The organism is Novosphingobium aquimarinum (assembly GCF_009746585.1).
Classification (GTDB): Bacteria; Pseudomonadota; Alphaproteobacteria; order Sphingomonadales; family Sphingomonadaceae; genus Novosphingobium; species Novosphingobium aquimarinum.
In genome coordinates, this window is record NZ_WRPO01000003.1 from 252506 (window position 1) to 270570 (window position 18065).

The 18065-nt window shown below is 65.7% G+C and carries 17 protein-coding genes; 5 read left to right on the forward strand and 12 right to left on the reverse strand.

Annotated elements, in window-relative coordinates:
- Positions 1-5: 5 nt before the first annotated feature.
- The 3 genes from GQO94_RS05205 to GQO94_RS05215 all read right to left on the reverse strand — a co-directional run bounded on the left by GQO94_RS05205 (position 6) and on the right by GQO94_RS05215 (position 4954).
- Positions 6-1379, reverse strand: coding sequence for a sulfotransferase family protein (locus GQO94_RS05205; RefSeq protein ID WP_156840102.1), 1374 nt, complete (start codon positions 1377-1379; stop codon positions 6-8).
- A 91-nt stretch (positions 1380-1470) separates the two neighbouring features.
- Entirely contained in the window at positions 1471-3255 is a 1785-nt protein-coding gene (locus tag GQO94_RS05210; protein WP_156840103.1) for an SLC13 family permease, read from the reverse strand.
- 157 nt (positions 3256-3412) lie between these two features.
- Positions 3413-4954 (reverse strand): bifunctional GNAT family N-acetyltransferase/carbon-nitrogen hydrolase family protein, encoded by a 1542-nt coding sequence (locus GQO94_RS05215; RefSeq protein ID WP_156840104.1) that lies wholly within the window; start codon positions 4952-4954, stop codon positions 3413-3415.
- A 219-nt stretch (positions 4955-5173) separates the two neighbouring features.
- On the opposite strand from GQO94_RS05215, the gene GQO94_RS05220 reads away from it, so the two are divergent.
- The gene (locus GQO94_RS05220) at positions 5174-5443 is read left to right on the forward strand and encodes a hypothetical protein (protein ID WP_156840105.1); all 270 of its coding nucleotides are present in this window, start codon (positions 5174-5176) and stop codon (positions 5441-5443) included.
- Here GQO94_RS05220 and queF read toward each other — a convergent pair.
- Positions 5440-5901, reverse strand: a complete 462-nt coding sequence (gene queF, locus GQO94_RS05225) for a preQ(1) synthase (RefSeq protein WP_156840106.1) — start codon at positions 5899-5901, stop codon at positions 5440-5442. The genes GQO94_RS05220 and queF overlap by 4 nt on opposite strands.
- Before the next feature lie 155 nt (positions 5902-6056).
- On the opposite strand from queF, the gene GQO94_RS05230 reads away from it, so the two are divergent.
- From GQO94_RS05230 to GQO94_RS05245, 4 genes are all read left to right on the forward strand, one after another.
- On the forward strand, positions 6057-7277 hold the full coding sequence (locus GQO94_RS05230) for a hypothetical protein (RefSeq protein WP_156840107.1): 1221 nt from the start codon (positions 6057-6059) through the stop codon (positions 7275-7277).
- A 35-nt stretch (positions 7278-7312) separates the two neighbouring features.
- The gene (gene metC / locus GQO94_RS05235; protein WP_198045827.1) at positions 7313-8524 is read left to right on the forward strand and encodes a cystathionine beta-lyase; all 1212 of its coding nucleotides are present in this window, start codon (positions 7313-7315) and stop codon (positions 8522-8524) included.
- The gene (locus GQO94_RS05240) at positions 8521-9621 is read left to right on the forward strand and encodes a mechanosensitive ion channel family protein (protein WP_156840109.1); all 1101 of its coding nucleotides are present in this window, start codon (positions 8521-8523) and stop codon (positions 9619-9621) included. Before metC ends, GQO94_RS05240 begins: the two co-directional genes overlap by 4 nt.
- A 167-nt stretch (positions 9622-9788) precedes the next feature.
- Positions 9789-10772, forward strand: a complete 984-nt coding sequence (locus GQO94_RS05245; RefSeq protein ID WP_156840110.1) for a transporter substrate-binding domain-containing protein — start codon at positions 9789-9791, stop codon at positions 10770-10772.
- Positions 10773-10788: 16 nt separating this feature from the next.
- Here GQO94_RS05245 and GQO94_RS05250 read toward each other — a convergent pair whose 3' ends face one another.
- The 8 genes from GQO94_RS05250 to obgE all read right to left on the reverse strand — a co-directional run bounded on the left by GQO94_RS05250 (position 10789) and on the right by obgE (position 17971).
- The gene (locus GQO94_RS05250) at positions 10789-11589 is read right to left on the reverse strand and encodes a phosphoadenylyl-sulfate reductase (protein ID WP_156840111.1); all 801 of its coding nucleotides are present in this window, start codon (positions 11587-11589) and stop codon (positions 10789-10791) included.
- A 4-nt stretch (positions 11590-11593) separates the two neighbouring features.
- Positions 11594-12025 carry a DUF934 domain-containing protein gene (locus GQO94_RS05255; RefSeq protein ID WP_156840112.1) on the reverse strand — a complete coding sequence of 144 codons (432 nt, stop codon included), beginning with the start codon at positions 12023-12025 and terminating at the stop codon, positions 11594-11596.
- Positions 12018-13652 carry a nitrite/sulfite reductase gene (locus tag GQO94_RS05260; protein WP_156840113.1) on the reverse strand — a complete coding sequence of 545 codons (1635 nt, stop codon included), beginning with the start codon at positions 13650-13652 and terminating at the stop codon, positions 12018-12020. The genes GQO94_RS05255 and GQO94_RS05260 overlap by 8 nt, the downstream gene beginning before the upstream one ends.
- Complete coding sequence (locus GQO94_RS05265; RefSeq protein ID WP_156840114.1) at positions 13652-13948, reverse strand: DUF2849 domain-containing protein; 297 nt, start codon at positions 13946-13948, stop codon at positions 13652-13654. The genes GQO94_RS05260 and GQO94_RS05265 overlap by 1 nt, the downstream gene beginning before the upstream one ends.
- A complete protein-coding gene (cobA, locus tag GQO94_RS05270) occupies positions 13945-14736 on the reverse strand; it encodes a uroporphyrinogen-III C-methyltransferase (RefSeq protein ID WP_232332784.1) in 792 nt (263 codons plus the stop codon). The genes GQO94_RS05265 and cobA overlap by 4 nt, the downstream gene beginning before the upstream one ends.
- Before the next feature lie 80 nt (positions 14737-14816).
- Entirely contained in the window at positions 14817-15719 is a 903-nt protein-coding gene (locus GQO94_RS05275) for an NAD-dependent epimerase/dehydratase family protein (protein WP_156840115.1), read from the reverse strand.
- Positions 15716-16870: a glutamate 5-kinase gene (proB, locus tag GQO94_RS05280; protein WP_156840116.1), complete on the reverse strand. Its 1155-nt coding sequence runs from the start codon at positions 16868-16870 to the stop codon at positions 15716-15718. The genes GQO94_RS05275 and proB overlap by 4 nt, the downstream gene beginning before the upstream one ends.
- A 45-nt stretch (positions 16871-16915) precedes the next feature.
- Entirely contained in the window at positions 16916-17971 is a 1056-nt protein-coding gene (gene obgE / locus GQO94_RS05285) for a GTPase ObgE (protein ID WP_156840117.1), read from the reverse strand.
- Positions 17972-18065: the final 94 nt, after the last annotated feature.

Below are 18065 nucleotides of genomic sequence, written 5' to 3' on the forward strand. Positions count from 1 at the left end.
GGACGTCATAGCCGCATGGCGCTGACGGCTTTCGTCCGGCACGCGGCGGCGCCAGGCAAGGCCCCTGCCGCGGATTCGGGTTCGGCTTTGTAAAGTGGCAACACCGTATCGTGCGCGCGCTCTTCGGCCTCGCCCAGGCCATACGCTGCGGCATAATCGGCAAAGCGGTCTTCCACCCTGCCCGATTCGAGGCCGAATGACGCCAGATCGTATTGGTGCGGCTTGCGGCGCAACTTGCGCTGCGAGCGGTCGACGTAGGCGGTCATTGCGGGCAGGCTCGGCGTGATGTCGAGATCGAGGAACCGGTAGATCCGCGCCATCACACCAAGCCAGTCGTTCTCGACGTCTTCATAGCGCACGTCGATGCGCTGATCGGTCGGTATCCGCTTGCGTGCGGCGCGCATCCGCTCGATCTGGAGATCCGTCTTGCGCAGCCATTCCTGGCCGATAGCCGTGGCCTCGGCTTCGTCGGAATGAATGATCATCTGATTCCAGACCAGCGAGCAACTCGAGCCGACCACTGCGGCAGGCGCGCGATGCGTGAAAATGATCCGGGCATCGGGAAACACTTTCAGCAGCGCCGGAAGATCGAGCATGTGCTGCGGCGTCTTGAGCACCCAGGGCCGCGTATCGTCTTCGCCGCGCAGCCACCCGGCGAGCTTGAGCAGGCGAGCAAGGTGCTCGTAGGCCGGTGTCGCATCCTGCGTCTCGCTCCAGCGGCCGTAGCTCGGCACGTGCCACTGCGCCTCGTGCTTCATCCCCCACATCGAAGCGACGAGCAGGCCCAGTTCCTCTTCCGGCGCGAAGGGCGCGGTCGGGTGGATACGAGCCGTGTTCGCATTGAAGCGGTGCACCAGTCCCACGATCATCGCCGCCTTGAGCCAGCGCGGATCCCGGCCCTCCTTCGGGACCCGGTCCGGCGGCGGCGCCGGCGTGATCGTCTCGAACAAGCGAAGGTGAGCAAAGCGCGCATCCGAAGCGAGCAGCCGGTGCAGGCGCGTGGTGCCCGAGCGCATCGGCCCGACCACGACGATCGGCCGCGCCAGCGAGCGCTCGAGGATTTCGGGATGGCGATCGAACCACGCCTGCGCGTAGAGCCGTTCCTTCAGCACTTTGTGCAATTGACCATGCGCGCCGAAGCGGCCGACGTTGTTCAGCGCAGCCTCTTCCTCCAGCGACTGCGCCAGCACGTCGAGCGGACGTTCGAACCAGGGATCGCCGAAGTCTTCGAGACCCGTCGCGTCGCGCACATCCTGGCGGATGGCTTCGGGGTCCAAGGTTGGACTCGCGAGCACGCCCGTCTTCCAGAACACAGGGAGCGCGCGATTGGCCGCGTCTACGAGGCGCGAGCGCTTGGAAAGCCGAAGAGATGAATTCATGCCATCAGGAAAATCGCCATTCGCGTTGATTGTTCCGGACAGGGCGCTGCAAAGCAACCCCGAAGCGAGCGTCAGCCAGCTTCAGCGGGCGTCAGATCTGATAGAAGAACACCAGCAGCACCGACAGCGCGACCACCATGATGCCGACCAGCGGCAATCCGGAGCGGATATAGTCGGAAAAGACGTAGTCGCCCTCGGACAGGATCATCATGTTGGTCTGGTACGCGACCGGCGTAGCGTAGCACAGGTTGCAGCCAAACAGCACGGCGAGCACCAGCGGCTCGGCCGGCATCCCCAGTGTCTGCGCGATGTTGAACGCGATCGGCGTGCCGACCGCGGCAGCAGTGGTGTTCGAGGCGAAGTTGGTGAGAGCAGTGACGAACAGCATGATCGTCGCCAGCACGGCTTCGGGCGGCAGGTATTTGAGCCCCATCGCCAAGAGCCCGCCCAGCCAGTTCGCCGCGCCCGAGACCAGGATGAAATTGCCCAGCGCGATGCTCGCCGCGACCAGCACGATGACTTCGGCGGAAAGCGCCCGGCCCACTCTTTCGAAACGCACGCAGCCGGTCGCGAACATCAGGATCGCGCCGGCCAGCGCCGAAATCGCGATCGGCACGAGACCGACGCTCGCAAGCCCGACCGAGCCCGCCATGATCGCCAAGGCCAGCGGCGCCTTGGCCGAACGCGCGATCTCCTGCCCGCCTTCGAGCATCAGCAGGCCATCGTTCTCGGCAAACGCGCGCAGGTCGGTGCCCGTGCCCATGGCGAGCAGCACGTCGCCTTCTTCCATCGGCGCGTCGGGGGTGCGCGGGCGCGAATCCCGCAAGGGCTGACGCGCATGATGGACGCCGAGCAGTGCGATCCCGGCAAGGCCCGCAGTCCGCGGATTGAGCCCGATCAAGCGGCTGTCGGGCGCGATGATCATCTCGCCGACGATCACGTCCTTGCCCTTGTTGCCGGCATCGCGCTGCAGCCGTTCGAGCAACCACGACGGCGCGAGATTGGCCGAGACGAGACGCGCGGCTTCCTTGATATCGTCGTACGTGCCTTCCAGGAACACGCGGCGGCCGACCACGCCGCCAGCGGTCGCCGGGAGCCAGCCTTTCACGTCACTGGGCAGTTTCTCGCGCAGGTCGGCCAATGGCTCGCCATAGATCGGCGCGGTGTGATCGAGCCGCAGCTTGGCGAGAAACCGCCGCGTCGCCGGCGCGACCGCGACCGAGTTGTCAGGCAGCAAGCGCGGCATCACCAGCCACATGTACGGCAGCGCGACCAGCGCGGCGCACAGCACGATCGGCGTGAAGTGGAACACGCTCATCGATCGCAACCCGAGATCCTGCGCGATCGACACGACCAGAAGGTTGGTCGAGGTACCGATCGTCGTCGACATGCCGCCGATCAGGATTGCCGAATTGACCGGGATCAGTGTCTTGGACTCGGCCATACCGCCGCGGTGCGCGATCTGCGCCATGATCGGAATCATGAGCACGAGCACCGGCGTATCGTTCACGATCATGCTCATGAACAGGCACACCGACAGCGTGACGAGCAAACCGATCGACTTGCTCTTGCGCCACACCCCATGCAGCGCGCGCGCCGCCGGATCGAGCGCGCCGGTCACGACCAGCCCCCGCCCCAGGATCATCAGCGAGCAGATCGTCACCAGCGCGTAGTGGCCGAAGCCCTGAAACGCGAGCGTCAGCCCGGCGTACTTGGTGTCGTCCGCCATGGGATAGACGAAAAGCGCGAGCGCAATCGCGCCGATCGTCAGCAGCGAGACGATCTCCACGCGCAGCTTGCCGTTGGCAAAGCCATAGAACATGGCGACCGCGATCGACATTGAGACGATCGCGTGGATGGGTGGAACGGCGAACATTGTTCCGGCGTCTAGACGCGCGGATGGGGCGCGGCAATCACGTTCGGTTGGTCAATGCGATCCCGATGGGGCGGACCTGACCGCGGCTTTCCTGCCGGGCGACAGCACGAGCCCCACACACCGTCATCGGACGATTTCCGCCAGACGGACTTGTTGGTCAGTTCCAGTCGACCCGATAGAGATCGAAGCGCCGATCGCGCAGGTTCTGCACGGCCCCCGACTGCCGGCTGGTGAGCAGGTCGTCGAGCGAAAGATCCGCGATCGCGATGGTCTCGGTGTTCGGCGCCGTGTCGGCCGCGACACCGTCACGCGCGAACGGGAAGTCCGACGGGGTCAGCACTGCGCTTTCGGCGTAGTGAATGTCCATGTTCTCGACATTCGGCAGATTGCCGACCACGCCCGAGGTGATGACGTAGCACTGGTTCTCGACCGCGCGCGCCTGGCAGCAATAGCGCACGCGCAAGTAGCCGCGCCGCTCGTCGGTGCAGAACGGTACGAACAGCAGCAGCGCGCCTTGATTGACGAGGTGCCGCGCGAGTTCGGGAAACTCGCTGTCGTAACAGATCATCACTCCGATCGGGCCGCAGTCGGTCGGGATCATGCTCGCGCCGGAGCCGCCTTGGATGTTCCACCAGCGCCGCTCCGAAGGCGTGGCATGCAGCTTTTCCTGCGTGTGGGTCGAACCATCGCGCAGGAAAACGTAGCTGATGTTGCGGATCTCGCCGTTCTCGGTGCGCGTCGGATGCGAACCGCCAATGATGTTGATGTTGTAGCTGACCGCCAGCTTTTCCATGAAGGCGCAGAATCGCTCGGTGTAGTCCGCGATCTTCTGGATCGCCTCGACCGGACCAAGCTTGGTCTTGTGCATCGACAGCAGTTCCAGCGTGAACAGTTCTGGAAACAGCACGAAGTCCGCATTGTAGTCCGAAGCGACGTCGACCCAGTATTCGACCTGCTCTTCGAATTCGTCGATCTCGCTGATGCCGCGCATCATCCATTGCACGGTCGCGACGCGGACCGATGATGGCAGCCGTTCCTTCAGACCGGGAACCGCCTTACCGGTATCGCGCGGAGCCAGCGGATTGGTCCAGTACATCAGCACCGCGTTGCCGCCCGATTCCTTGTCGGTGGGAATGTAGTCCGGCAGGATCCCGCGCGGCTCGTAGCCCTCGTTCATCTGGAAATTGATGACCTGGTCGCGCTCGCGCTTGGCGACCACGGCATCGAGATAGTCGGCGGGATTGGGATACTTGCGCTTCTTGCGCCCGTAGCCCGGCATGCGCCCGGCAAAGGCGATCCCCTGGAGCTCGAAATCCTGGCACAGTTCCTTGCGCTTGCGATAGAGCCGCTGCCCGATGCGAAGCCGACGGTAATCGGGATCGACGCAGACTTCGAAGCCGTAAAGCACTTCGCCGTCCTCGGCCGGAACACGGCCATAGCCGCCGGCGCTGATTTCTTCCCAGGAGTGGGGCCGGAAGGCCATTTCGGCCGTGAGGATCATCGTCGCGCAATGGCCGACGATCGTGCCCTCGTACTCGGCGATGAACTGGCCCTCGGGAAAATTGTTGATCTGGCCGCGCAATTCGGCGCTCGTGAACCCCTCTGCGCGGCCGTAGACCTTGTTGGACAGACGCGCGAGGGCGGGAATATCGCCAAGGCGGGCCTGGCGGATGAGAAGCTTTGCTTTGGATTGGTCCATGGCACGCTAATACTCATGCTGAGTGCCGGTTCCACCCCTGCAAATGCAGACGCGCACGAAGAAACCTCCGGGAAGGCGCGGCTCAGCGGGCGACGTCCTGCCGCCTGTCCGCTCGCGCGGCATGGCGAACGCCATTGGAAGATGAAATCACCGAAAATTACGGGAAAGCGGGATACATTCCGTCTCAGCCACGTTGACATTCCCAGAAAGGGAAGACGAATGAGTGGACTGATCTACGCGCTGGCATTGTTTGGCTGTTCCGATGACGGAACGCTGTGCGAGCGCCTGCAAGGCCCCGACACGCGCTACGAATCGCGCGTCGAATGTCTGGCCTCGCAAAGCGACGCGATTGAAAGCGATGTGGCGATGTCTGCGGATTATCCCAGCGTCTTCGCGGAATGCATGACCAGCGGCGAACTGATCGCCCTGGGCACTGGCAAAGTCGATCTCACCAAGTCGGCAAAAGGCTTCGCCGCCCTGATGGACTAACCGCGTCCGCGGTACGACGGCACGCCCTGACCCGGCAGCCAGAGCGCTTCGGGCGGCTTGCCCGATTGCCAGAACACGTCGATTGGAATGCCGCCCCGCGGATACCAGTAGCCGCCAATGCGCAGCCAGCGTGGCGTCATTTCATCGAACAGTCGCTTGCCGATGCCGACCGTGACATCCTCGTGGAAGCCGCAGTGGTTGCGGAAGGCGCCGAGGAACAGTTTCAGGCTCTTCGATTCGACGATCGTCTCCCCCGGCGCGTAATCGATGACGAGATGCGCGAAGTCGGGCTGGCCGGTGACCGGGCATAGCGACGTGAATTCAGGCGCGGCGAACCGCACCAGATAAAGCTCGTCCGCCCTCGGATTCTGCACGTAATCCAGCACCGCGTCGGCCGGATTGGCCGGCAGCGGCGTATTGCGGCCGAGGTGCAGCGGCTGTACCGGGTCCTCGCTCATGATGACTTGACCATGCGGGCGCCCATGCCGCGATCGGGCGCGCGTGACAAGCGGTCAGACGCATTGCCGTTCCGTGATGACACTCGAGAGGCGCTGGATTAAGTCGCCGTTCAGCCGTCGCCGGTGAAGGCGCGGCCAGCGGGGAATATGGACGAATGGCAAGAACCGGACAGGCTGGGCTGATAGCGCTCGTCGTGGCGCTGGCCTTGTCGCGCCCGTCGCTGGCGCAGGATTCGGTGACCGAATTCCAGCTTCCGCCGGCTCCCACACCATCGGCACGACCCAGCGTCCAAGGGCCGGTGGATCCCGAAAATCCGATCGGAACGCGGCCCACCCCGCGTGCCAGCGCGGCGCCAATGCCGGCTCCGAGCCCGCAGCCCAGCATCACCCTTCCCCCCGTTGCGGAGCCGACGCGCCCAGCGCCTTCGGCCAGGCCGAGTCCGCGTGCCAGCCAGCGCGCCGCGCCGGGGACGACCGGACAGCCCACGGCATCTCCCCCGCAACCGCAAGCCACGGAGCCCGACCTCAGCGCGGAAGCGACCGATATCGCGCCGCTGCCTGCGCCGCCCGCCCCCTCCCCGGCTCCCGTGTTCGAGCCCGACACCAAAGTGGCAAGCAGCGACCGGACCCCGGACTGGTGGCAATGGGCATTGCTGGCTTTGGGATTGGGGATCGCTGGAGCAATCGCAGCCTGGTTCCTGGCGAAGCGACGCCGGCGCGCGCTCGTCCAGGAACTGGAAGCCGAAGCACCCGCCGCCCCGGCGCCTGCCCCGCCCCCCGCGCTTCAGCCGGGCGCTCCGGCTGCGCTGGCGCCATCGGGCCGGGTAAGCGCGCCCCCGCGCCGCGCCACCCCTTCGCTCGCCGACGCACCACGGGAGATAAGCCTGGCGATCGAGCCGGTAAGCCTGCGCGTTTCGCTGGCTTACGCAACGCTGATCTGCCGCGTCGCCATCACCAACAACACCGATGCCGATAGCGGCCCGCTTGCGCTCCGCGGCGATCTTGCCACCGCGCACCGCGCGGTCGACCAGCGCGCCACTCTCTCGCCGTTGCTGGCCGAGCTCGACCCGCTGGCGAGCATCGAGAGCATCCCTGCCGGGACTGCCAGCGAACGGCGGATCGAGGTGAAACTGCCGCTCGACCGGATCCTGGGCTTCCTCAAAGGCGGCCACCAGTTCTTCGTGCCGCTGGTCCGGTTGGCGCTCGTCCCGCACGACGGCGAAGCCAGCGTCCGGATCTGGACCGTGGGCACCGCCGGCAATGAGCGGCTCGGCCCGATCTGCGCCGACACGCCGCGCCTGTTCGCCGATCTCGGGGCGATCGAGATCGAAACGAAGCGGTGGTTGGCTCTCGACCCGGTCCTTGCGGCCAGCTAGACTCGCGCCTGCGTCAACGGCTGGAGTTTGCATTGATCGACGAGGACAAGCGGCACGAACACGGCGCGGCGACCCGGCTGGTTGCTGCGGGGCGCCGCCCCGAATGGACCGGGGCCGTGGTCAATCCTCCCATCTGGCGCGCCAGCACGCATCTCTATCCGGACATGGCCGCGCATGCCGAAGGCCCCCGATACAACGAGGACGGTCGCTTCTTCTACGGCCGCCGCGGCGCGCCGACCCAGTGGGCCCTGTCCGACGCGCTGACCGGGCTCGAGGCGGGTGCCGCGGGTACGGTGCTCTATCCGTCGGGCGTGTCGGCGATCGCGGGCGTGATGCTCGCGCTGCTCGCGCCCGGCGACGTCGTGATGATCCCGGACAACGCCTACGATCCGAGCCGGGCGATGGGGCGCGGCTTGCTCACCGATTTCGGGATCGAGCCCCGGTTCTACGATCCGCTCGATCTCACCACCTACACCGAAGCCTTCTGCGAGCGGACGCGGCTCGTCCTGCTCGAAGCGCCAGGCAGCCTCACCATGGAAGTGCCCGACATCCCCGCACTGGCCCGCATAGCGCGCGAAAAGGGTGCACTTTCGGCCATGGACAACACCTGGGCCGGACCGCTCGGGTTTCAGGCACTCGCGAATGGTGTCGACGTCGTGCTGCATGCTCTTACCAAGCATGTCGGCGGCCATTCCGACGTCATGATGGGCAGTGCGAGCGCGGGCGAGGACTTGTACCAGCGGCTGCGCAAGCGTGCGCAGTCGCTTGGGCTGGTGGTCTCGCCCGACGATGCCGCGCTCGCCCTTCGCGGCCTCAGGACATTGAAAATACGGGTAGAACAGGAGACCTCAAGTGCCCTTGAGGTGGCACGTTGGCTGTCTCAGCGTACCGAAGTCGCGCGGGTCTTGTGCCCGATGCTGCCCGGCGCCCCCGGTCACGAAGTCTGGGCACGCGACTTTGCCGGCGGCTGCGGGCTGTTCAGCTTCGTCCTGCGCGGCGGCACTCGCGCCAGCCGCAACCGCTTCATCGATGCGCTTGAATTGTTCGGGATCGGCTACTCCTGGGGCGGGTTCGAAAGCCTGGCGACGCCGGTCGATCCCGCACCGATGCGCGATGTCATGGCATGGCCGCCGTCCGGCCTCGAAGCCGGCGACCGCTACGGTGTCAGGTTCTCGATCGGCCTCGAAGATCCGGCCGACCTCATCGCCGACTGCGAGCGCGCCTTCGCGAGAATGGCCGAAACATGAGCACGACCATCGATATGGCGGAACCGGACGCGCTCGCTTCCGGTTCCGCCGTGTTGTCGCCCCAAGCGGCCATGCCCCTTCCCGCTCCAACCCCGACCGAGGTCGCCGACCAGACGGTCGCCGGCGCGGAAGGGATCCGGCAAGCGGTCGCATCCAAGAGCGAAACCATCGGCGGTTTCGTCAACACGCTCGACAGCCTCGCGGTTCAAGTGGGGAATTCGCGGTTCTCGGTCTGGGACTTGCTCGTCGTGCTTCTGGTCATCGCCGCGGTGATCGCGGTCGGTTATTTCGGGGGCCGCCTCGCCAATCGCGCGATCGAGAAGCTGACCAGATTCGACCAGGCGCAGCGCCTGCTGGCGGAAAAGGTCGTCAGCCTGCTCGTCTGGGCGGCTGCGATCCTCATCGGGATCGACATTCTCGGCATCGATCTCACAGCGTTCGCGGTCTTTTCCGGCGCCTTCGGCCTTGCTATCGGCTTTGGCTTGCAGAAGACCTTCGGCAACCTCATCGCCGGGATCATCCTGCTGCTCGACAAGTCGATCAAGCCGGGCGACGTCATCGCCGTCGCCGATCAAGCGGGGCAATCCACTTTCGGCCAAATCCAGAAAATCGGCATCCGCGCCGTCTCGCTGACGACGCGAGACCAGAAGGAATACCTGATTCCGAACGAGAACCTGATGGTCAATCAGGTGGAGAACTGGTCCTATTCCTCGCGCAATGTGCGCATGCAAGTCGCGGTCGGCGTCAGTTATCTCGCCGACATGGCCAAGGCCGAGGAACTGATGCTGGAGGCGGCGCGCAGCGTCAAACGCGTGCTCGACGTGCCCCCACCCACGGTCTGGTGGGATGCCTACGGGGATTCTTCGGTCAACTTCATCATCCATTGCTGGATCAGAGATCCCGAGGAAGGCGTGGGCAACGTGCGCTCCGCTGTGCTCAAGAAGCTGTGGGCGCTGTTCAAGGAACACGGCATCGAAATTCCCTTCCCGCAGCGCGACGTCAATCTGCGCGATGGCGAGGCCTTCCGCGATCTTCTCGCTTCGCTCGACACCAGGCGCGACACCCCACCCCCTCCGAAGGAAAGCTCCGAATCATAAGACACAACCACGTCATCGCACTCGCCATACCCCGGACCGACGCTCGTCGCTTTGCCGCATCGCAGACTTGGCTATGGGCCGTAGCCCTCTTGCTGGGCGCTCTTCTGGCCCCCGCTGCCGGCGCACAGGAATCTGCCGGCACACAACAACCTGAAACCGACACCACCATGCGAATCGCCACGCGCGAGGCGCCGCCTTTCGTGGAACGCAGTGCGGACGGACAGTGGCAGGGCCTCGCGATCGACTTGTGGCGCGCCATCGCGGATGAACGCGGCTATCGCTTCCGCTTCGTCGAGACGGACCTTGCCGGCATGGTCGACGGCGTCGCCGACGGTCGTTTCGATGCCAGTGTCGGGGCGCTGACGGTCACTGCCGCGCGTGAGCAGAAGGTCGATTTCACCCATCCGTTCTACTCGACCGGCTTCGGCATCGTCACCGCCAAGGATCCGTCCGCCTGGATCTCGCTGTTCCGCAACTTCTTCACTATCGCGTTCCTGCAAGCGATCCTCGCGCTGTGCGCGGTGCTGCTGGTGGTCGGCGTGTTGTTCTGGCTGGTCGAGCGCAAGCGCAACTCCGAGGAATTCGGCCAAGGGGCGCGCGGTATTTTCGCAGGCTTCTGGTTCTCCGCAGTGACGATGACCACGGTGGGCTACGGCGACAAGGCGCCGCGGACCTTGCCTGGCAAGCTCATAGCCCTGGTCTGGATGTTCACCGCAATCCTGATCACGTCGACCTTCACCGGCTTGATCGCATCCTCGCTCACGGCGGACCGCTTGTCCGGAACGGTGCGTGGACCCGAGGATTTGCCTTCGGTGCGCGTCGGATCGATCCGCGGGTCGGCAAGCGACGAATGGCTCGCAAACGACGGGGTGGCGTTCCAGTCCTATCCGGACGTCCGCTCGGGGCTCGCAGCCGTGCGCGATGGCGACCTCGACGCCTTCGTCTACGACAAGCCGTTGCTGGCCTATCTCACCAACACCGACTTTGCCGATGAACTGCTATTGCTGCCGGGAACCTATGGGCGGCAGGACTATGGCTTCGCGCTGCCCTTCGCAAGCCCGCTGCGCGAGCCGATCGACATCTCGCTGCTCGAACTCATCGAAAACGACGCCTGGCACAAACGCGTTCGCGCGATGCTGGGGCCACGTTGAACGGCGCAGCGACCGCTCAGAACGCCGGTTCGTAACCCGGCGGCAGATCGCTGCTTTTGCCGTCATCCTCACCGCCGGGGACATGGATGCCGCATTCGGTCTTGTCCCAGCCCTTCCAGCGGCCCGAGCGCGGGTCCTCGCCTTCGGCGACCTTGCTGGTGCACGGCGAGCAGCCGATCGAGGGATAGCCTTCGGCTACCAGCGGATGCGGCGGCAAGTCGTGCTCGGCCATGTAGGCGGCGATATCCTCGGGCGTCCAGTCGATCAGCGGATTGATCTTGAGGCGGCCCTGGATGTCGGACTTGTCGATCTCGAAGCGCGGCAGGCTGGAGCGGGTCGCGGCCTGGAAGGCCTTGCGGCCGGTCAGCGTGGCGTCGAAATCGGCAAGCGCCTTGGCCAGCGGCTTCACCTTGCGGATCTCGCAGCAGCCGTCGGGATCGTAGGACCAGCGAAGGCCGCTTTCGTCCTTCTTCGCTAGATCCTCGGGATCGGGCTCCAGGTTGCGCACGTCGGTGAGGCCCAGCCGCTCGATCAGCAGATCGCGATAGGCGAGCGTCTCGGGAAAATGCTTGCCGGTCTCGAGGAACAGCACCGGGGTCGCCGGATCGACTTGCGCGATCAGATGCAACAGCACCGCGCTTTCCGCGCCGAACGAGGACACCACCGCGACTTCGCCCGCCATCCGCTCCTTGAGCAGCGTTTCGAGCATTTCGAGCGTGTCCGACCCGCGAAACAGGCGGTTGAGGCGCACCGCCTCTTCTTCCTGGAAGCGCGGTCCGGTGTCGATACGATCGCGGATGCGGGTCTGTTCGGTCATGGTATCAGCTTTCGTGGCGTAAAGCCCAGATCGGGCGGCGACCGTCGGCGGTCGCCTGATAGACATTGTCCCAACGGTCGAACGCGGCCTGCGCGTCGTCGGGATTGAGCGGGTGCTCGGGCGCGAAGGCGTCGAACCCACAGCGCTTCAAGTGCGAGAGCATATCGATCACGACATCGCCCACCGCGCGGATTTCTCCGGTGTAGCCCGCCTCGCGCAGCACGCGGGCGGAGGAATAGCCTCGTCCGTCGGTCCAGGCGGGGAAGTTCACTTCGACGAGCGCGATCCGATCGAGCTGCGGCAGAAGTTCGCGGGCATCGTCGCCCGGCTCGATCCGCACGGCGGTGGCGTTGGTCTGCTCTGCAAACGCATCGACCGTGACGGCGGGGTCGGTGACCACCTCATCGTCGCGGAAGCGGAACTGGACATCAACCATAGAGCGCCTCCTTGAACGGAGCCATGCCAAGGCGGCGGTAGGTATCGAGGAAGCGCTCCTCGCCCTCCTTTTCGCGCAAGTAGACTTCGGTCACCTTCTCGACCGCGTCGACGATGCCGTCCTCGCTGAAACCGGGGCCGGTGATCTGGCCGAGCGACGTATCCGCGCCCTCGCTGCCGCCGAGCAGGAGCTGGTAGTTTTCCACCCCCTTCCGGTCGACGCCGAGGATGCCGATGTGGCCCGCGTGGTGATGCCCGCAGGCATTGATGCAGCCCGAGATCTTGAGCTTCATCTCGCCCAGCGCATCCTGCCGCTCCTGCGTGGCGAAGCGTTCGGAAATTTTCTGCGCGACCGGGATCGAGCGCGCATTGGCGAGGCTGCAGTAGTCGAGCCCCGGGCACGCGATGATGTCGCCCACGGTATCGAGATTGGCGGTCCCGAGGCCCGCCGCGTCGAGCTTCTGCCACAGCGCGTAGAGATCGGCCTTCTTCACATGCGGGAAGACGATGTTTTGCGCATGCGTGACCCGCATCTCGTCGAAGGAATATTCCTTGCCGAGATCGGCCATCAGCCGGATCTGATCCGCGCTGGCGTCGCCGGGAATGCCGCCGACCGGCTTCAGGCTGACGGTGGCGATGATGTAGCCCGGTGTCTTGTGCGTCTCGCAATTGCGATCGACCCAGAGGCGGAAATCGGGGTCCGACAGATCGAGATCGTCGGACAGTCCGGTTTCGAACGGCGGATCCTGGAAGAAGCCCATGATCCGTTTCAGCTCGGCGATCGGCGGTTCGATGCCTTGCGACAGAAGGTGCTCGAATTCCTCCTCGACCTGGCGGGTATATTCTTCCTTGCCCAGCTCGTGGACGAGGATCTTGATCCGCGCCTTGTACTTGTTGTCGCGCCGACCATAGCGGTTGTAGACGCGCAGGCAGGCTTCCGAATACGTGATCAGGTGATCGAGCGGCACGAACTCGCGGATCATCGGCCCGATCATCGGGGTACGGCCCATGCCGCCACCAACGTAGAACTGCGCGCCGATCTCACCCGCGTCATTGCGCACCATCTTGATGCCGATATCGTGCAGCTTCATCGCCGCGCGGTCGGTCTCGCTGGCGATCACCGCGATCTTGAACTTGCGCGGCAGCGTCAGGAATTCGGGATGGAAGCTCGACCACTGGCGCAGCAGCTCGGCATAAGGGCGCGGATCGATGATCTCGTCGGCCGCGGCCCCGGCATACTGGTCCGAGCTGATGTTGCGGATGCAGTTGCCGCTGGTCTGGATCGCATGCATCTCGACCGTCGCCAGATCGGCGAGGATGTCGGGCGTGTCCTCCAGTTTGATCCAGTTGTATTGGATGTTCTGGCGCGTGGTGAAATGGCCGTAGCCGCGATCGTACTTGTCGGCGATGTCGCCCAGCATCCGCATCTGCTGGGAGCTCAGCGTGCCGTAAGGCACCGCGACGCGTAGCATGTAGGCGTGGAGCTGAAGGTAGAGCCCGTTCTGCAGACGCAGCGGCCGGAACTGCTCTTCGGTCAGCTCGCCCGAAAGGCGGCGGCGCACCTGATCGCGGAACTCCTCCACGCGGGTGTCGACCATCTGCTGGTCGTATTGGTCGTACTTGTACATCAGACTACCCAGTTCAGTGCGTCGGGATCGGAAGGCTTGAGCGTGAGGTCGGGCCGCACGGTCGGGCCGAGCGCGCGGACGCGGTCCTTGATGTGCGCGGGGCGCACGCCCTTGTCGGTGCGCTCGCCGTCGATGACGTAAGCGGCAAAGACGCGCTGCGCCGCTTCCTCGCGCGCAATGATGTTCGCGCTTTCATCACCAACGTCGACGGCATCGTCGACACTGAGCGACCAGCCTTCGCCGGTCCACCAGGTGACCGCCCCGGACTTGAGGTCGTTTCCGGTCAGGATCTTCATCGCACAGCCTCCAGCGCGAGTTCGGTTACAATCGGATCGGGCTCAGCCGCGACATCGCCGATGACGATGAGCGCCGGGCTGCGCACGCGCGCGCTATCGACGAGGTCGGCCAGACCGGCAAGAGGCGCGCGCAACACGCGCATGTCGGACCGCGTGGCGTTTTCGATCACCGCGATCGGTGCGTCCGGAGCAAGACCGTCGGCCATAAGCTTTTCCGCGATCGAAGCCGACGTGGCGACACCCATGAAGATCACCAGCGTACGACCCGCTCCGGCAAGACCCGCCCAGTCCTGCTCGGCAAGACCCTTGCACTGGCCCGCAACGAAGGTGACGATCGAGGCGTGATCGCGATGGGTCAGCGGCATCTGCGCGGCGGCAGCCCCGCCGAGCGCCGAAGTGATGCCGGGCACGACTTCGACGGGAACGCCGGCGGCACGGCACGCCTCGGCCTCTTCACCGCCGCGTCCGAAAATGAACGGATCGCCGCCCTTCAGGCGCACGACCGTGTTGCCGGCCAGAGCCTCGCGCACCAGCAGGGCGTTGATCTCGTCCTGCGGCATCGAATGCCGCGACCGGCGCTTGGCGACCGAGATGAACCGCGCATCGCTGCGCGCCATTTCGAGAATTTCGGTGGAAACGAGCCCGTCATGGACAACGATGCCCGCGCTCATCAGCAGCCGCGCGGCGCGCAGTGTCAGCAGATCGGCGGCGCCCGGCCCGGCCCCCACGAGGTAGACGGTGCCGGCGGTGCGGCCTTCGGATTGCGGCAATTTCGACATATCGGCCATTTGGGAGTGCTGGCCCAGCTTTGCCAGCCACAATGGCTTGGGCCGCCCCTAGGCCAACTTTAGCGCGGGCTTGGCGTCTTTTAGAGCCAGCCGGCCTTGCGATACCACCGCGCGGTGGCAGCAAGGCCGGCGCGCGTTTCGATGCGGGGAGACCATAGTGCTTTGGGCACCCCGGCGGAGGCGGCACAAGTCCAGTCGGGGTGGGCAAAGTACGCCGCGCGGTCCGGCGTCAGCCTGGCGCGCGATCCGCGCAGCAGGCCATCGGCTTTGGCGGCCCATTCCAGCATGCGCGCCGATACGCCGATCACCAGCGCCTTTCTCCCCACGGCTGCGGCGATGGCGCGGGCCATGTCGCGATGCCGCCAGCCGCCACGGACCCCGTCGTCCGCCTCGTAGATCGTCCCGACGCTCGAGGCCGTCGCCAGCGCCAGAAGCAGCCGCGCCAGATCCTCGACATGGATGATCGACGCCCGGCCCGCTGCCGGGACTGGCACGAGGCCCCATTTCGCCGAGCGAAACAGATCGAGCAGTTCCTTGTCGCGCGGCCCATAGATCATCGGCGGGCGAACCATCGTCCAGTCGAGCCCGGAACCCTGCACCCGCTCCTCGGCGCGCAGCTTGGATGCGCCGTAGGCGGACAAGCCCGGCTCGCGCGCGGCGAGCGAGGAGACATGGACGAAACGGCTCACTCCGCCCGTTTCGGCGGCATCGAGCATCGCCTGCGTGCCCGCCACATTGCCGGCCTCGAACCCCGCGCGATCCGACGCATTGACGACGCCCGCGACGTGGATCACCGCATCGGCGCCCTGCACGAGATCGGCCAGCGCCGCGCCGTCCGCGAGATCGCCAGCGATCCATGCGACACCGGCGCGGTCCGCTTGCGGCCGCCGCGTCAGCGCGCGCACTTCGTGTCCTTCGGCCAGCGCGAGATCCAGCAGCGCCGCGCCGACGAACCCGGTCGCGCCGGTCAGGGCCAGCTTCATTTCAGAACCAGTTGATCGCGGTGCACGACCGCGCGGCGCGGCGCGTAGCCCAGAATCGCAGCGTGCTCGCTCGATTGCTTCCCGCGCAAGGCCGCGCATTCGGCGGCATCGTATTCGGCAAGGCCGTGCGCGATCACGCGGCCCTCGCAATCGCGAATGGCCACTGGGTCGCCGCGTCCGAATTCGCCCTCGATTTCCGCGATGCCGGCTGCAAGCAGGCTCGATCCGCCACGCAGCGCCTCTGCCGCGCCCGCATCGACGATGAGCGCACCGCGCAGCCGCAACCGCCCGCCGAGCCAGGCCTTGCGCGCCCCCGCCTTGCGCCCGGGCTGAAACAGCGTGCCGATGGCCTCGCCGCCCGCATGCCCCGTAGCGCGCGCGATCGGGCGATCGTGCGTGCCGTTGGCGATGACCAGCGCAATGCCGGCGAGTTCGGCGATCTGCGCGGCCTGCAGCTTCGACGTCATCCCGCCCGAGCCCATGCCCGATCCCGAATCCGCGCTCGCCATCGCCTGCACATCCGCGCTGACTCCGGATACGAGCGGCACGAGCGTGGCACCGGGTTCCCGCGGATTGCGATCGTAGAGCCCGTCAACGTCGGACAGCAGCAGCACCGCATCCGCCTTGGCCGCCTGTGCCACGCGTGCGGCGAGCCGATCATTGTCGCCGAAGCGGATTTCCTGCGTCGCGACCGAATCGTTCTCGTTGACCACGGGCACCGCGCCGGCATCGAGCAGCCGCATCAGTGTCGCCGTGGCGTTGAGGTAACGGCGGCGATCCTCCAGATCGTCCAGCGTCAGCAGGAGCTGCGCCGCCGTCGCGCCATGCTCCGCCAGCAAATCGGACCACAGCCCCGAAAGCAGGATCTGGCCGACCGCCGCCGCCGCCTGCGCATCGGCAAGGCTGCCGCGCCCGCCCTTTTCGAGGCCGAGCCGCGAAGCCCCCAGCGCGATCGCGCCGGAACTCACGATAATCACTTCCTGGCCTCGCGCGCGCGCTTGGGCGATTTCGGCCACCAGCCCCGCCAGCCATTGGCGTCGCACAGCGCCGCGCGCGACCAGCAGCGAGGATCCGACCTTGATCACGAGACGCGAAACGATGCGCGGATCGGCCAGGTCGACCAGACTGGTGAGAGGGTTGCTGACAGCCATGGGCGCGCGGCTTAAGCCAAACCGGGCGTCAAGGAAACTCCCGGATCACAGCGGTGTCCAGGGGGTCTCGTCCTCTTCTTCGCGTTCGCCTTCGGGGCGCTCGGTCACGGTCTCGGCAGGCAGGTAGCTGATTACGCCGTCGAGCAACTTCTCGATGCCCTGCCCGGTCGCTCCGGAGATCGCGAAGACCTCGTCAGCGCCCGCCCCCTTCAGCTCTTTGGCAAAATCGGCGGCGAGTTCTGTGTCGGCAAGGTCGATCTTGTTGAGCACGACCAGCCGGGGCTTCGCCTCGAGGCCACCGCCATAAGCTTCCAGCTCTTCCTCGATCACGTGCATCGCTTCGGCCGGATCCTCGCCGGCGATATCGATCAAGTGGATGAGGACGCGGCAACGCTCGATATGGCCGAGGAAACGATCGCCAATCCCGGCCCCATCCGCCGCGCCGGCGATCAGGCCGGGAATGTCGGCCAGCACGAACTCGCGCCCCTTGTGCCGCACGACGCCCAGCTGCGGATGCAGCGTGGTGAAGGGATAGTCCCCGACTTTGGCCTTGGTGTTGGTCAAGGCATTGATGAAGGTCGATTTGCCCGCGTTGGGCAGCCCGACGAGGCCGACGTCGGCAAGCAGCTTGAGCCGCAGCCAGACCCACATCTCCTGTGGCGGCAAGCCAGGCTGATGCTGACGCGGCGCGCGGTTGGTGCTCGACTTGTAGCTTTCGTTGCCGCGCCCGCCGAGCCCGCCTTCGAGCAGAGTGACCCGCTGGCCCGCTTCCATCAGATCGGCCAGCACCGTCTCGCGGTCTTCGTCCGAGATGATCTGGGTGCCGACCGGCACCTTGATCACGAGATCCTTGCCGCCCGCGCCATGCCGGCTTTTGCCCATGCCGTGATTGCCGCGCGGCGCCTTGAAGTGCTGAGTGTAGCGAAAGTCGATCAGGGTATTGAGCCCGGCGACCGCCTCGAAAATCACGTCGCCGCCCTTGCCGCCGTTACCGCCGTCGGGCCCGCCGTATTCGACGTACTTCTCGCGCCGGAAGCTGACTGCGCCCGGACCGCCCCCGCCCGAGCGAATGTAGATCTTGGCCTGATCGAGAAAATGCATTGTGTTCAGCCTCAAGCGCCAGCGGTCACCTTAGGCGACCAGGGTGATTCAGGCCAGCATGTCAGATTCTGCCGCGAACCGTGCCGAGACCCAT

What these genes read in the sequence shown, in the direction of transcription:
- GQO94_RS05245 (WP_156840110.1), top strand. Translation starts at nt 9,789, where the DNA reads ATGCGAATCGCCACGCGCGAGGCGCCGCCTTTCGTGGAACGCAGTGCG.
- GQO94_RS05260 (WP_156840113.1), bottom strand. Translation starts at nt 13,652, where the DNA reads ATGTACAAGTACGACCAATACGACCAGCAGATGGTCGACACCCGCGTG.
- GQO94_RS05265 (WP_156840114.1), bottom strand. Translation starts at nt 13,948, where the DNA reads ATGAAGATCCTGACCGGAAACGACCTCAAGTCCGGGGCGGTCACCTGG.
- GQO94_RS05210 (WP_156840103.1), bottom strand. Translation starts at nt 3,255, where the DNA reads ATGTTCGCCGTTCCACCCATCCACGCGATCGTCTCAATGTCGATCGCG.
- GQO94_RS05255 (WP_156840112.1), bottom strand. Translation starts at nt 12,025, where the DNA reads ATGGTTGATGTCCAGTTCCGCTTCCGCGACGATGAGGTGGTCACCGAC.
- obgE (WP_156840117.1), bottom strand. Translation starts at nt 17,971, where the DNA reads ATGCATTTTCTCGATCAGGCCAAGATCTACATTCGCTCGGGCGGGGGC.
- GQO94_RS05215 (WP_156840104.1), bottom strand. Translation starts at nt 4,954, where the DNA reads ATGGACCAATCCAAAGCAAAGCTTCTCATCCGCCAGGCCCGCCTTGGC.
- cobA (WP_232332784.1), bottom strand. Translation starts at nt 14,736, where the DNA reads ATGGCCGATATGTCGAAATTGCCGCAATCCGAAGGCCGCACCGCCGGC.
- GQO94_RS05230 (WP_156840107.1), top strand. Translation starts at nt 6,057, where the DNA reads ATGGCAAGAACCGGACAGGCTGGGCTGATAGCGCTCGTCGTGGCGCTG.
- proB (WP_156840116.1), bottom strand. Translation starts at nt 16,870, where the DNA reads ATGGCTGTCAGCAACCCTCTCACCAGTCTGGTCGACCTGGCCGATCCG.
- GQO94_RS05220 (WP_156840105.1), top strand. Translation starts at nt 5,174, where the DNA reads ATGAGTGGACTGATCTACGCGCTGGCATTGTTTGGCTGTTCCGATGAC.
- GQO94_RS05250 (WP_156840111.1), bottom strand. Translation starts at nt 11,589, where the DNA reads ATGACCGAACAGACCCGCATCCGCGATCGTATCGACACCGGACCGCGC.
- GQO94_RS05275 (WP_156840115.1), bottom strand. Translation starts at nt 15,719, where the DNA reads ATGAAGCTGGCCCTGACCGGCGCGACCGGGTTCGTCGGCGCGGCGCTG.
- GQO94_RS05205 (WP_156840102.1), bottom strand. Translation starts at nt 1,379, where the DNA reads ATGAATTCATCTCTTCGGCTTTCCAAGCGCTCGCGCCTCGTAGACGCG.
- GQO94_RS05240 (WP_156840109.1), top strand. Translation starts at nt 8,521, where the DNA reads ATGAGCACGACCATCGATATGGCGGAACCGGACGCGCTCGCTTCCGGT.
- queF (WP_156840106.1), bottom strand. Translation starts at nt 5,901, where the DNA reads ATGAGCGAGGACCCGGTACAGCCGCTGCACCTCGGCCGCAATACGCCG.